At 67.9% G+C, this 14,142-nt stretch carries 12 protein-coding genes; 10 read left to right on the top strand and 2 right to left on the bottom strand.

Annotation, left to right across the window (positions count from 1 at the left end):
* Window positions 1-49: 49 nt before the first annotated feature.
* Window positions 50-2,263: a TonB-dependent siderophore receptor gene (locus LXB15_RS00195; RefSeq protein ID WP_233950303.1), complete on the bottom strand. Its 2,214-nt coding sequence runs from the start codon at window positions 2,261-2,263 to the stop codon at window positions 50-52.
* A 352-nt stretch (window positions 2,264-2,615) separates the two neighbouring features.
* Between LXB15_RS00195 and LXB15_RS00190 the strand changes: the two genes are divergently transcribed.
* The 9 genes from LXB15_RS00190 (at window position 2,616) to LXB15_RS00150 (ending at window position 12,290) form a co-directional block, all read left to right on the top strand.
* Window positions 2,616-3,536 (top strand): calcium/sodium antiporter, encoded by a 921-nt coding sequence (locus tag LXB15_RS00190; protein ID WP_233950302.1) that lies wholly within the window; start codon window positions 2,616-2,618, stop codon window positions 3,534-3,536.
* A gap of 95 nt (window positions 3,537-3,631) precedes the next feature.
* Complete coding sequence (locus LXB15_RS00185) at window positions 3,632-4,585, top strand: sugar-binding transcriptional regulator (RefSeq protein ID WP_233953281.1); 954 nt, start codon at window positions 3,632-3,634, stop codon at window positions 4,583-4,585.
* 151 nt (window positions 4,586-4,736) lie between these two features.
* Complete coding sequence (locus LXB15_RS00180) at window positions 4,737-6,053, top strand: sugar ABC transporter substrate-binding protein (protein WP_233953280.1); 1,317 nt, start codon at window positions 4,737-4,739, stop codon at window positions 6,051-6,053.
* A gap of 181 nt (window positions 6,054-6,234) precedes the next feature.
* On the top strand, window positions 6,235-7,107 hold the full coding sequence (locus LXB15_RS00175) for a carbohydrate ABC transporter permease (protein WP_233950301.1): 873 nt from the start codon (window positions 6,235-6,237) through the stop codon (window positions 7,105-7,107).
* Window positions 7,108-7,120: 13 nt separating this feature from the next.
* Window positions 7,121-7,951: a carbohydrate ABC transporter permease gene (locus LXB15_RS00170; RefSeq protein ID WP_233950300.1), complete on the top strand. Its 831-nt coding sequence runs from the start codon at window positions 7,121-7,123 to the stop codon at window positions 7,949-7,951.
* A gap of 9 nt (window positions 7,952-7,960) precedes the next feature.
* Window positions 7,961-8,962 carry an ABC transporter ATP-binding protein gene (locus LXB15_RS00165; RefSeq protein ID WP_233950299.1) on the top strand — a complete coding sequence of 334 codons (1,002 nt, stop codon included), beginning with the start codon at window positions 7,961-7,963 and terminating at the stop codon, window positions 8,960-8,962.
* Window positions 8,959-9,729, top strand: a complete 771-nt coding sequence (locus LXB15_RS00160; RefSeq protein ID WP_233950298.1) for an L-iditol 2-dehydrogenase — start codon at window positions 8,959-8,961, stop codon at window positions 9,727-9,729. The genes LXB15_RS00165 and LXB15_RS00160 overlap by 4 nt, the downstream gene beginning before the upstream one ends.
* A 21-nt stretch (window positions 9,730-9,750) precedes the next feature.
* A complete protein-coding gene (locus LXB15_RS00155) occupies window positions 9,751-10,527 on the top strand; it encodes an SDR family NAD(P)-dependent oxidoreductase (protein WP_233950297.1) in 777 nt (258 codons plus the stop codon).
* 95 nt (window positions 10,528-10,622) lie between these two features.
* Entirely contained in the window at window positions 10,623-12,290 is a 1,668-nt protein-coding gene (locus tag LXB15_RS00150) for an FGGY-family carbohydrate kinase (protein ID WP_233950296.1), read from the top strand.
* 38 nt (window positions 12,291-12,328) lie between these two features.
* Here the strand turns inward: LXB15_RS00150 and LXB15_RS00145 are convergent, their stop codons facing one another.
* Window positions 12,329-13,075, bottom strand: coding sequence for a glucosamine-6-phosphate deaminase (locus tag LXB15_RS00145; protein WP_233950295.1), 747 nt, complete (start codon window positions 13,073-13,075; stop codon window positions 12,329-12,331).
* Between the two features lie 355 nt (window positions 13,076-13,430).
* Here LXB15_RS00145 and LXB15_RS00140 point away from each other — a divergent pair, with 355 nt between their 5' ends.
* On the top strand, window positions 13,431-14,120 hold the full coding sequence (locus LXB15_RS00140; protein ID WP_255696627.1) for an orotate phosphoribosyltransferase: 690 nt from the start codon (window positions 13,431-13,433) through the stop codon (window positions 14,118-14,120).
* The last annotated feature ends 22 nt before the right edge of the window (window positions 14,121-14,142 follow it).

The following is a 14,142-nucleotide window of genomic DNA, read 5'->3' as shown; positions in this document are numbered from 1 at the left end:
TTCGGCGCGGCCGACGCGGGGAAGCGCCGGCCCTCCGATGCGGCCTCGTTCACCAGCGGATCGTCGCCTTGCCGGTGATGCGGCGCCCCTCGCCGTAGAAGCAGTAGAAGTCGGCATTGCCGCAGGAGGCGACGTATTCCTTGTCGAACAGGTTGCTGGCGTTGACCGACACTTCGTAATTGTCGCGCTCGTAGCTCAGCACCGCGTCGACCACCGTGGCGCTCGGCACCTTGAAGCTGTTGGCGTCGTCGCCGTAGCTCGAGCCGACATAGCGCACGCCGAGTCCGGCCCCGAGACCATCGAACATCGAGCCGTTGCGGATCGTGTAGTCGGCCCAGCCGGAGACCGTGTGGCGGGGGATCGTCGTCGGCGTCATGCCTTCGAGGCCGCCATCCGGATCCTCGGTGATCTCGGCGTCGAGATAGGTGTAGGCAAGCCGCAGGTTGAGGCTGTCGGTGAGGCTGGCGACGCCCTCGAGCTCGAAGCCGCGGGAGGTGATCTGGCCGGTCTGGCGCGCCTGGAACGTGCCGCCGACGGCATCGAAGCGGATGGCGTTGTCGCGCACGATGTCGAAGACCGAGGCGGTCAGCAGGGTGTTCCAGCCGGCCGGCTCGTACTTGATACCGGCCTCGTACTGGCGCGCTTCCTCGGGTTCGAAGAGGCCGCCCGTGGCGCTGACGTCGAGCGGCGGCAGGAAAGATTCCGAATAGGTGACGTAGGGCGCGATGCCGTTGTCGAAATTGTAGATCAGCCCGACGCGGCCAGTGAAGGCGTCGGCGTCCCTCTCCGCGTCGACGGCGCTCAGGAAGTCGCTGTCGGGTCGCTCCAGCGCCGTCGTCGCCCAGTCGTAGCGGCCGCTGAGGACGAGCGAGAGCCGGTCGAGCTTGATCTGGTCCTGCAGATAGAGGCCGGTCTGGGTCTGGTCGACCGTGTTGTCGTAGTAGTTGCCGAAGCGGGTGACCGGGCTGCCATAGACCGGATCGAAGACGTTGATCGGGTCGGCGCCATAGAGGTCGACGGTGTCGGTGTAGCGGGTCTTGCGGTAGTCGAGGCCGCCGAGCAGCGTGTGGCCGAGGATCCCGGTGTCGAACTCCGCCTGGACCTGGTTGTCGATCGAGAACGTGTCGAGGCCGACATCGCCGGTGCCGCCCGAGCGGGCGAGCAGGCCGGCAGCCTCGTCGATATAGCCGCCGCCGTAGATGCTCGCCTCGTCGTGGCTGAGGCCGGCATAACGCGCGTTCTGGCGGAAGGTGAAGGTGTCGTTGAATTCGTGGCTGAACTGGTAGCCGATCGAGCCCATGTCGGTGTCGTAATGGTCGAAGTCGGGCTCGCCGAGGAAGCGGCTGTTCGGGATCCGCCGCCCGTCATTGTCGGTGAGCGTGCCCGAAGCCGGCATGAACTGCAGGCCCCAGCCGGCGCGGTCCCGCTGGTAGTTGCCGGAGACGGTCAGACTGGTCTGCGCATCCGGCTCCCACGACATCGCCGGCGCGATGAAGAAGCGGTCGTCGTCGACCGTGTCGACCTGGTTTTCGGAATTGCGGGCAACGCCGGTTAGGCGGAAGCCGAACGGGCTGTCCACGCCGGCAGGTCCCGAAAGGTCGAAGCGCCCTTCGAGCAGGCCGAAGCTGCCGCCGGAAATCTCCACCTCGCGCAGCGGCGCGTCGGTCGGCTTCTTGCTGACGTAGTTGATCAGGCCACCCGGGCCGTTCTGGCCGTAGAGCACCGAGGACGGGCCCTTGAGGATCTCGATGCGCTCGGCGCCGTAGGGATCGAGGCAGAGGAAGTTGATGATCGACGACGAGGGCAGCCGCAGCCCGTCGAAGAAGGTCGCGTTGGCGGTGGAATCGAAGCCGCGGATGTTGAAGCCGCCGCAGCGCGTATCGGCGCCGCCGGTGATCTCGGGGGTGACGCCGGCCGTGTAGCGGGTGGCGGCGCGAATGGTGCGGGCATCCTGGCGCTCGATCTGGTCGCTGGTGACGACCGAGATCGACTGCGGCGTCTCGATGATCGGCGTGTTGGTCTTGGTCGCGCCGGCACTGCGCGTGGCGACGAAGCCTTCCTGCTCGTTCGCCTCGCCCGGACCCGTGCCCTGTCCGATCGGGTTGCCGTTCTCGTCCAGCGTGACGGTCACCGTGTCCAGCTGGATGACGTCCTGGGCGAGCGCCGGTTGCAGCGACGCCGCGCCCAACAGGACCGTCGAGGAAAGCATCACGCCGCCGAGGCGTCGAACGAGATTGCCGTTGATCCGGGAGCCGAGCGCCATGAGAAATCCGCCTGCACGAAGTTAATATGAGTGGATTAGTCCACTTATTCGGAAGGGGAAAGCCCCGGCTCCGGACGCCGGCTTCCGCCCGTCGACCTGTGCCCGATCTGCAACAGGTGGCCCAGGAGCGGCGCAGGTCGCGCCGGTCCCGGCGAGCGCAGCGGCTGCGGGGTTTGCGCGAAAACCGCGTGCCAGGGTGCTCATTGCCCGCAACCGCAGGGGCATTCGCCACCGGGACGGCGAGCCCCCGGCGGCCGACTTCACATTCAGTTCAGGCGCTCCGATCTTGCGGGCCCTTGCGCCCATGCACATCTGGCGCGCGGCCGGACCAACCGGCCTCGGGGGCGTCGACGTGGATTATCTTCTCCTGCTGGCCGGACTGGTCGGCCTGTTTCTTGGCGGCGAAGCGCTGGTGCGCGGCAGCGTCGGCATCGCGCGGCGCATGGCGATCCCGCCGCTGCTGATCGGCCTGACGGTCGTCGGCTTCGGCACCTCGACGCCGGAACTGCTGGTGTCGGTCGACGCGGCCTGGCGCGGCTCGCCCGACATCGCCCTCGGCAACATCGTCGGCTCGAACATCGCCAACATCCTGCTGATCATCGGCCTGTCGGCCCTGGTCTGGCCGATCAAGGTCATGGGCGCGACGCTGAAGCGCGACACCGCCGTCATGACGCTTGCGGCGCTGGCGCTGCTGCCGGTCTTCGCCCTCGGCGAGATGGGCCGCCTGTCGGGCTTCATCCTGTTTGCCGGGCTCGTCGCCTATCTCGTCTGGGCCTATCTGCAGCCCGGCGAGGTCGTCGTGGAGGCCGAGGGCATCAAGCCGCCTTCCTCCATGCTGATTTCGGTGCTCTGGGTGATCGGCGGGCTCGTGGCGCTGATGGCGGGGGCGCGCTTCCTGGTCGACGGCGCCGTCTCCATCGCCCGCGACTACGGTATCTCGGAAGCCTTCATCGGCCTGACCATCGTCGCCGTCGGCACCTCGCTGCCGGAGCTGGCGACGTCGCTGATCGCCGCCTTCCGCCGGCAGTCGGAGATCGCCATCGGCAATATCGTCGGCTCGAACATCTTCAACATCCTCGGCATTCTCGGCGCGACGGCGATGATCGCGCCGATCCCGGTGGCGCCGCGCTTCCTCACCTTCGACCTGCCGATCATGATCGCGCTGTCGCTGGTGCTGACCGGCCTGCTGCTCACCCGCAAGCTGATCGGACGCGGCGTCGGCGTGGCGATGCTGGCGGGCTACGGCGCCTATGTCTGGGCCGCGCAGGGCTGACACGGCCGATGCGGGGTGGGGATCGCCGTCCGTAGCGCTCGCGGCGCGAACGGATTATGTATCCGGCGCATGGCATGGCGGGAAACAGACTGACGATGGCGCGGCGGGCCGATGACGACAGCCGGCTCGACGACGCGGCCCGCGCGGGCTGGCTATACTACGTCGCCGGCAAGACCCAAGACGAGATCGCGCGGACGCTGAGCATCTCGCGCCAGAGCGCCCAGCGCCTCGTGTCGCTTTCGGTGACCGCCGGGCTGGTCAAGGTGCGCATCGACCATCCGATCGCCGCCTGCCTCGACCTGGCGGCACGGCTGCGCGAACGCTTCGGCATCGGCTTTGCCGAGGTGGTTCCCTCCGACCCCGCCTCGACGTCGACGACGCTCGGCATCGCGCTGGCGGGCGCCGCCGAGATGGAGCGGCGCCTGCGGCAGAGCGAGCCGCTGGTCATCGCCATGGGAACCGGGCGCACGCTGAAATCCGTGGTGGAGCATCTGCCCCGCATGGAATGTCCGCAGCACCGCATCGTCTCGCTGACGGCGAACATCACGCTCGACGGCTCGGCCTCGGTCTACAACGTCATCTTCTCGATGGCCGACCGGATCCGCGCGGCGCATTACCCGATGCCGACGCCCGCCGTGGCGTCCTCCAAGCAGGAGCGCATGCTGCTGCACGAGCAGAAGGTGGTGCGCTCGACCCTGGCGCTGGCCGCCGAGGCCAACGTCACCTTCGTCGGCGTCGGCGACGTCGGACCGGACGCGCCGCTGGTCAAGGACGGGTTCGTCACGGCCGACGAATGCGCGTCGCTGGTGCGCGACGGCGGCATCGGCGAGATCGTCGGCTGGGTCTTCGACCGCCAGGGCCGGCTGCTCGACTGCTCGTTCAACGATCGCGTCGCCAGCGCGCCGCTGCCGCCCACCAGCAAGGGCGAAGTGATCATGCTCGGCATGGGGCCGGTGAAGACCCCGCCGATGCGCGCCGCGCTGGCCGGCCGTCTCGTCAACGGCATCGTCACCGACCAGGACACCGCGACGGCGCTACTCGACCTCTGATCCGATCCGGCTGCTTTGCACCCCTCCGTCAGCGCGCTGCCGCGCCGCTGATGGTGCGCTGCCGCATGCAAATCGTTTGACAGCGCGCGGGCTCGGTGGGAATTTGCTCCGGTAATGAAGAATTGCTCACGTGGAGCTGGGAGGCTTTATGATGTTCCGCCGTGCTTTAGCCACAGGTGCCATTTCCCTTTTCGCGTTCGTCGGCGCGGCCGGGGCGCAGACGACGCTGACCATCGCCACGGTCAACAACGGCGACATGATCCGCATGCAGGGTCTGACGCAGGATTTCACCGAGAAGCATCCCGACATCGCCCTCAACTGGGTGACGCTCGAGGAGAACGTGCTGCGCCAGCGCGTCACCACCGACATCGCCACCTCGGGCGGCCAGTTCGACGTGATGACGATCGGCACCTACGAGGTTCCGATCTGGGCCGCGAACGACTGGCTGGTGCCGCTGGAAAACCTCGGCGACGACTATGACGTCGACGACATCCTGCCGCCGATCCGCGAGGCCCTGTCGGCCAACGGCAAGCTCTATGCCGCGCCGTTCTACGCCGAGAGCGCGATGACGCTCTACCGCAAGGACCTGTTCGAGGCGGCCGGACTGGAAATGCCGGCGGCGCCGACCTGGGATTTCATCGAGCAGGCCGCCAAGAAGATCTCGGAAACCAATGACGACGTCTACGGCATCTGCCTGCGCGGCAAGCCGGGCTGGGGCGAGAACATGGCCTTCCTCGGCGCGATGGCCCGCTCCTACGGCGCCAACTATTTCGATGCATCCTGGCAGCCGCAGTTCGAGAGCGAAGGCTGGAAGACCGCGGTCGACCAGTATGTGCGGATGATGACCGAGTACGGGCCTCCGGGCGCCGCCTCGAACGGCTTCAACGAGAACCTGTCGCTGTTCAATCAGGGCCGCTGCGCCATGTGGATGGACGCGACCGTGGCGGCCTCCTTCGTGACCAACCCGAAGGAAAGCCAGGTGGCCGAGAATGTCGGCTTCGCGCCGTTCCCGTGCGGCATCGAGAACTGCCCTAACAAGGGCGCGAACTGGCTGTGGGCATGGTCGCTGGCGATCCCGGCGGGTTCGCAGAAGGCCGAGGCCGCCGAGACCTTCATCGGCTGGGCGACGTCGAAGGACTATCTCGAGCTGGTCGCCGAGAAGGAAGGCTGGGCCAACGTGCCCCCCGGCACCCGCACCTCGCTCTACGAGAACGAGGCCTATACCAGCAAGGCGCCGTTCGCCGAGGCGACGCTCAACGCCATCAACAATGCCGACCCCTCGATCAAGGACGACAAGCCCTATGTCGGGCTGCAGTTCGCCGCGATCCCGGAGTTCCAGGGCCTCGGCACGGCCGTCGGCCAGCAGATGGCGGCCGCAGTATCCGGCAGCATGAGCGTCGAGCAGGCGCTGTCGGCGGCACAGCAGGCGGCCACCCGCGAGATGACCCGCGCCGGCTACATCAAGTAATTGCCTCCCGAGCAATTACCGAGAGGCGTCCCCTTGCGAGGGGGCGCCTCACCCCGCAGCCGCAGGGCCGCGCCAACGCTTTCGACGCCCTAGACAGCCGCGCCCGTCCTCCCGCCGCTCCTTTGCGCGGGTTAACGACGGGACGCATCCCGACCGCCGGTTCCAGACAGGGAACACGCCGATGGCGACACTCCAGACGAAGTCGGCCGCGCGCCTGATGATGGCGCCCTCCGTGATCGCGCTGCTGATCTGGATGATCGTGCCGCTGTCGCTGACGCTGTATTTCTCGACCCTGAACTACAATCTGTTCAACCCCGCCGAGACGCCGTTCATCGGCCTGATGAACTACCGCTTCTTCCTCTCCGACCCCGCCTTCCTGACCGCCCTGCAGAACACCCTGACGCTGGTCGTCGGCGTTCTGATCATCACCGTCGGCGGGGGCATCCTGCTCGCCCTCCTCCTCGACCAGGTCTTCTACGGCGTCTCGATCGTCCGGCTGCTGGTCATCGCGCCGTTCTTCGTCATGCCGACCGTCGCCGCGCTGGTCTGGAAGAACATGATGATGAACCCGGTCTACGGGGTGATCGGCCAGGCCCTCGAGTTCGTCGGGATCGGCGCGATCGACTGGTTTTCCAACGCGCCGCTGACCGCCGTGATCATCATCGTCGCCTGGCAGTGGCTGCCCTTCTCGACGCTGATCCTGCTGACCGCCCTGCAGTCGCTGTCGGAGGACCAGAAGGAAGCCGCCGAGATGGACGGCGCCAAGGCGCTATCGATCTTCTGGTACATCACCCTGCCGCACATGGCCCGCGCGATCACCGTGGTGATCCTGATCCAGACCATCTTCCTGCTGTCGATCTTCGCCGAGATCTACGTGACGACGAGCGGCGGGCCGGGCCTGCAGACCACCAACATCCCGTATCTCGTCTACAGCCAGGCGCTGCTGCAGTTCGACGTCGGCGGCGCCTCGGCGGGCGGCATCGTCGCCGTGGTGCTGGCCAACATCGTCGCCTTCTTCCTCGTCCGCCTCATCGGCAAGAACCTCGACGCGTAAGGGAGACAGGATCATGGCCCGCGCAGTCTCCACCCGCCGCAAGATCGGCTTCACCGTCCTCGGCTGGACGGTCGGCCTGCTGATCTTCTTTCCGGTGCTCTGGACCGTGATCACCTCGTTCAAGACCGAGCTCGCAGCGATCTCGATCCCGCCGCAATGGGTGTTCTTCGACTGGACGCTGGAGAACTACGTCGAGGTGCAGGAGCGCTCGAACTATTTCCGCTTCATGATGAACTCGGTCTACCTGGCGCTCGGCTCGACCCTGGTCGGGCTGATCTTCGCCGTCCCGGCGGCCTGGGCGATGGCGTTCTCGCCGACCAAGTCGACCAAGAACATCCTGTTGTGGATGCTCTCGACCAAGATGCTGCCGGCCGTCGGCGTGCTGGTGCCGATCTACCTGATCTTCCGCGACATGGGCCTGCTCGACACGCGGACCGGCCTGATCGTCGTCCTGTTCCTGATCAACCTGCCGATCATGGTCTGGATGCTCTACACCTATTTCCGCGAAATCCCGGTCGAGATCCTCGAGGCGGCGCGCATGGACGGCGCGACGCTGATGAAGGAGATCACCCAGGTGCTGGCGCCGATGGCCGTCCCCGGCATCGCCTCCACCGTCCTGTTGTCGGTGATCCTCGCCTGGAACGAGGCGTTCTGGACGCTGAACCTGACGACGACCGATGCGGCGCCGCTGACCGCGTTCATCGCCTCGTTCTCCAGCCCGCAGGGCAATTTCTACGCCAAGCTGTCGGCGGCCTCGACCATGGCCATCGCGCCGATCCTCATCATCGGATGGTTCTCGCAGCGCCAGCTCGTGCGCGGCCTGACCTTCGGCGCCGTCAAGTAGGAGCCCGCCATGAGCGCCATCACCCTTCGCAACGTCAGCAAGAGCTTCGGCGACGTCGTCATCATCCCGGGGCTCGACCTCGACATCGCGGACGGCGAGTTCGTTGTCTTCGTCGGCCCGTCCGGCTGCGGCAAGTCGACCCTGCTGCGCCTGATCGCCGGGCTCGAGGACGTCTCCGGCGGTGAGATCCGCATCGACGGCCAGGACGTCACGTCGGTATCGCCAGCCAAGCGCCAGCTGGCGATGGTGTTCCAGTCCTACGCGCTCTATCCGCACATGAGCGTGCGCGCCAATATCGGCTTTCCGCTGAAGATGGCCGGCCAGTCCAAGGCCGATATCGCCAAGCGGGTCGAGGAAGCGGCGGCGACGCTGAACCTCACCGACTATCTCGAACGCCGCCCGCGCGACCTCTCCGGCGGCCAGCGCCAGCGCGTCGCCATCGGCCGGGCGATCGTGCGCCAGCCGAAAGGCTTCCTGTTCGACGAGCCGCTGTCGAATCTCGACGCGGCGCTGCGCGTCAACATGCGGCTGGAGCTCTCCGAACTGCACCAGCAGCTGCAGACGACGATGATCTACGTCACCCACGATCAGGTCGAGGCGATGACCATGGCCGACAAGATCGTCGTGCTCAACCGCGGCCGGGTCGAGCAGGTGGGCTCGCCGCTGGAGCTCTACGCCCGGCCCGCCAACCGCTTCGTCGCCGGCTTCATCGGCTCGCCGCGGATGAACTTCCTCACCGGCACCTATGCCAGCCAGTTCGGCGCGCCGACCGTCGGTATCCGGCCCGAGCACCTGGCGATCTCCAGCACCAGCGGGCTGCTCAAGGGCACGGCCGGCGTATCGGAACATCTCGGCTCCGACACCTTCGTCCACGTCAAGCTCGACAGCGGCGAGCAGGTGACCGCCCGCTCGCCCGGCGACTACCGGGTCCGCCACGGCGACCCGGTCTGGCTGACGCCCGAGGAGGCCCACATCCACCGCTTCGACGACCAGGGGCTGGGCATTCGATGAGACGTCTCGAAGGCAGGCGCGCGCTGATCACCGGCGCCGGGCGCGGCATCGGCAAGGCGTTCGCCGAGGCCTATGTGCGCGAAGGCGCCGGCGTCGTGCTGCTCGACATCGACGCCGATGCCGCGGCCCGCGCCGCCGAGGAGATCGGCCAGGGCACGCAGTGGCGCCAGCTCGACGTGACCAACGTCGATGCCGTCGACGCGCTGGTCGAAAGTCTTGCCGCCGAGGCGCCGATCGACATCCTCGTCAACAACGCCGCCCTGTTCGACATGGCGCCGGTCAACGAGGTGACCGAAGCGTCCTACGAGAGGCTGTTCGCAGTCAACGTGAAGGGCCCGCTGTTCATGATGCGCGCCGTCTCGCGGGCGATGATCGCGGCCGGGCGCGGCGGCAAGATCATCAACATGGCGAGCCAGGCGGGCCGGCGCGGCGAGGCGCTGGTGACGGTCTACTGCGCCACCAAGGCGGCGGTGATCTCGCTGACCCAGTCGGCGGGCCTCGCGCTGATCAAACACGGCATCAACGTCAACGCCATCGCCCCCGGCGTGGTGGACGGCGAGCACTGGGACGGCGTCGACGCGCTGTTCGCGAAATACGAGAACCTGCAGCCGGGCGAGAAGAAGCGGCAGGTCGCCGCCGAAGTGCCGTTCGGCCGCATGGGAACCGCAGAGGATCTGACCGGCATGGCGATCTTCCTCGCCTCCGATGAGAGCCGGTATGTCGTGTCGCAGACCTACAATGTCGACGGCGGCAACTGGATGAGTTGAACTGCAACAGGATCGCAGGAAATGTATCTCGAAAAATTCGATCTGACCGGCCGGGTCGCCGTCGTCACCGGCGCCGGACAGGGCATCGGCGAGGCCTGCGCCACGGCATTGGCCGAGGCCGGCGCGACGGTGGTCGTCGCCGACATGGACCCGTCGCGGGTCGAGGCCTGCGTGGCGCGCCTCAAGGAAAAAGGCCATGCGGCGCACGGCGCGACGGTCGACGTGACCAGGTCGGCCGACGTCGCAGCGCTGGCCGACAAGGTGGTCGCCGATCACGGCCGCGTCGACATCCTCGTCAACAATGCCGGCGTCGCCAAGTCCGACGTGCGGGCCGAGGACACCAGCGACGAGCACTGGCGCTTCCACATGGACGTCAATCTCGACGGGCTGTTCTGGTGCTGCCGCGAGTTCGGCCGGAAGATGCTGGAGGCGGGCTCCGGCTCGATCGTCAATATCGGCTCGATGTCCGGCTTCATCGTCAACAAGCCGCAGCCGCAGAGCTTCTACAACGCTTCCAAGGCGGCGGTGCACCATCTCACCAAGTCGCTCGCCGCCGAATGGGGCCGGCGCGGCGTGCGCGTCAATGCCGTGGCGCCGACCTATATCGAGACGCCGCTGACCAAGTTCGGGATCGAGGAAGACCCGGACATGTACAAGGTCTGGCTGGAGATGACGCCGATGGGCCGCGTCGGCCAGCCCGACGAGATCGCCTCGGTCGTCCACTTCCTGGCCAGCGACGCCTCCAGCCTGATGACCGGTTCGATCGTCCTCGCCGATGGTGGCTACACCTGCTGGTGATTTGATCCTGCCGGCCCTTCGCCGCTCCTCCCGAGCTGTGCTACCCCGTCCCTCGCGCCCGAAAGGCGCGGGGGATTTTCGTGGGGAGGTTGGGTATGGGCGAGGCTTTCATCGGCGTCGACGTCGGCACGGGCAGCGCGCGCGCCGGGGTCTTCGACCGCGAGGGGCGGCTGCTCGGCACCGCCCGGCGCGACATCCGCCTGTGGCGCGAGGACCACGGCCTCGTCGAGCAGTCCTCCGCCGACATCTGGGCCGCCGTCGTCGCCTCGGTGCGCGAGGCGGTCGAGAAGGCCGGGATCGAGCCCGCCGCGGTCAAGGGCCTCGGCTTCGACGCGACCTGTTCGCTGGTCGTCGTTGGCGCCGACGGCAAGGGGCTGCCGGTCGGCCCTTCTGAGGATCCCCAGCGCGACATCATCGTCTGGATGGACCACCGCGCCCTCGACCAGACGCGCCGCATCAACGCGACGAAGCATCCGGTGCTGCGCTATGTCGGCGGCGTCATCTCGCCGGAGATGGAGACGCCCAAGCTGCTGTGGCTGAAGGAGAATCGGCCCGAAATCTTCGCCCGCGCCGCGCATTTCTTCGACCTTGCCGACTATCTCTCCTGGCGGGCCACCGGCAGCCTTGCCCGCTCGGTCTGCACCCTCACCTGCAAATGGACCTATCTCGCGCATGAGGGCCGCTGGGACCCCGACTATTTCCGCACCGTCGGGCTGGAGGAATTCGCCGCGGAGGATTTCGTGCGCATCGGCGCCGAGGTGGTCGACATCGCGACGCCGCTCGGCAACGGCCTCGGCGAAGCCGCCGCCGCCGATTTCGGCCTGCCCGCCGGCACGCCGGTCGGCGCCCCGGTCATCGACGCGCATTCCGGCGGCATCGGCACGCTGGGTGGGCGCCGCGCCGACGGCAGCGCCGCCGAGCCCTCGGCCGAACTGGCGCTGATCATGGGCACCTCGTCCTGCGCCATGGCGGTGACGCGCGACGTCGCCTTCGTCGACGGCGTCTGGGGCCCGTACAAGGACTCGCTGCTGCCCGGCTACTGGCTGCTGGAGGGCGGCCAGTCGGCCTATGGGGCGGCGCTCGACTATCTCGTCGCGCTGCATCCGGCCTTCGCGGCGGCCAAGGCGACGGCGGCCGCCGAAGGCCGTTCGGTGCTCGACCATCTGGAGCGCCGGGCGATCGAGACCGCCGGCTCGGTCGAGGCGGCGGCGACGCTCGCCGGGGGGCTGCACATCGTCCCGGAATTCCTCGGCAACCGTTCGCCGGAGGCCGACCCCGACGCCACTGCGGTGATCGCCGGCCTCGGCCTCGAGACCAGCGAGGCGAGCCTCGTCCGCCTCTTCGTCGCCGGGCTTTGCGGCCTGTCCTACGGCACCGGCCAGATCGTCGAGGCGATGCGCGACAAGGGAGTCGGCCTCGGCACGATCGTCGCCTCGGGCGGGGCGGCCCGTTCGCCGCTGCTGCGTCGAATCCTTGCCGACGCGACCGGGCTGACCGTCGCCCTGCCCCGGACGCCCGAGCCGGTCCTGCTCGGCGGCGCGATCATCGGCGCGGTCGCCGCCGGGGCCTTTCCCGACATTGCCCACGCCGCCGCGCAGATGTGCCGGGTGGGCGAGGAGATCGCGCCCAACCCGGCGCTTGCCGCCTTCCATGCCCGCAAGCGCCGCGCCTACGAGATCCTGCAGCGGGCCGAGCGCGAGATCCGCGCGCTGGCTTCGCCGGCTGCGGATGCCGCGCCCGGCACGGGGGCGGCGCAGGCCTAGCCTGGCGGGCCGGCCGCCTTGCAGCCCTGCCGGCGCCCTCAGGCGGCGCCGGGCTTCAGCCGGCTGGCGGAGGCCGGGTCGAGATGCAGCGTGGTGGCGGGATGGCGCTGCAGGATCGAGGCGGGAAAAGCGGGCGAGACCTCGGTCTCGACGGCTTGCGCCACGGCCTCGGCCTTCCGCTCGTCCGGCACCGACAGGACGATCGTCTGCGCCTTCATGATCTGGCAAACGCTCATCGACACCGCCCGGCGCGGCACGTCCTCGAGCGTCGGGAACCAGCCCTCGCCAAGCTGCTGGCGCCGGCACGCCTCGTCCAGCTCGACTACGATGTAGGGATCCTCCGCCGCGAAATCCGCCGGCGGATCGTTGAAGGCGAGATGGCAGTTCTCGCCGATGCCGGCGAAGCAGACGTCGACGGTTGCGCCGGCGAGAAGCCGGTTGAGCCGGGCGACTTCGGCCGCGATGTCGTCGGCGTCGCCGTCCACCGCGACGAAGGCCTTCAGCCCCGCCACCTGATCGACGAAGCGCTCCTGCAGATAGCGGCGGAAGCTCGCCGGATGGTCGATGCCGAGGCCGACATATTCGTCGAGATGGAAGACCGTGACCTTGGTCCAGTCGAGGTCGGCGCGCGTCAGTTCAGCCAGCATGGCGATCTGGCTGGCGCCCGTCGCCAGCACGACGACGGCGCTGCCCTTGGCGGCCACGGCAGCGCGGATGGCCTCGGCTCCCTGCGCCGCGGCCGCCTTGGCCAGGGCGCCGCTGTCGGCATGGATCTCGATCTGCATCAGGCGTCCTCGTGAATTGGCAACCGGGATGCTTGGAGCACGGATCGGACGGCGCTGCACCTGCGGCAGCGCCAACTGCGCCTATCGTGTGCGATCGCAAGCGCCCGGGCGGTCGCGGCGGCGCGGAGGCATGGCGGGCGCCGGGGCCCGAAGACGGCTCCATCCAGCGCGGTGCAGCAGTTGAAGGAGAGCCGGACATGGCGCGATCCCGTCATTTGCCGGAGGAAACCCCGCCGGGGGTGTTGTGGGCGCGGGAAAAGAGCGATTAAGGGTACGGCGTCCGGAGAACGAGGCGCCGTCGGTCGATCGGCGCCGATGGCGGCCGGGCGGACGGTATCCAGAAAAGGACGGACCTGTGACGAGCTTCACCGACAAGACGCTGATCGCCGAACTCACCGCGAAAATGCTTCTGGAGGTGAAGGCGGTTCACTTCAGGGCCGACGAGCCTTACCGTTTCACCTCCGGCTGGGCGAGCCCGGTCTATATCGACTGCCGCAAGCTGATCTCCTATCCGCGCGTGCGCACCACGCTGATGGACTTCGCCGCCTCGGTCATCCTGCGCGACATCGGCTTCGAGTCGGTCGACGCCATCGCCGGCGGCGAGACGGCCGGCATCCCCTTCGCGGCCTGGATCGCCGACCGGCTTTCCCTGCCCATGCAGTATGTCCGCAAGAAGCCCAAGGGCTTCGGCCGCGACGCGCAGATCGAGGGGGATTTCCGCGAAGGCGCCCGCGTCGTCCTCGTCGAGGACCTCTCGACCGACGGACGCTCCAAGATCAACTTCTGCGAGGCGATGCGCGCCGCCGGCATGACGGTGGAGCACACCTTCGTCATCTTCCACTACGACATCTTCCCCGACACCAAGAAGGTGCTCGGCGATTTCGGGCTGCAGATGCATTCGCTCGCGACGTGGTGGGACGTGCTGAAGGTCGCCAAGGACCAGGGCTATTTCGACGACCGGACGCTCGGCGAAGTGGAAGCCTTCCTCAACAATCCAATGGAATGGTCCGCCGCGCATGGCGGCGCCAGCGCGTATCCCACCTAGTAACGAACCTCAGGGCATGCTG

Source organism: Aurantimonas sp. HBX-1 (assembly GCF_021391535.1).
In the GTDB taxonomy this organism is placed as follows: Bacteria; Pseudomonadota; Alphaproteobacteria; order Rhizobiales; family Rhizobiaceae; genus Aurantimonas.
Note: the sequence above shows the minus strand (reverse complement) of the source record. Positions and strands in the feature narration are given on the sequence as shown.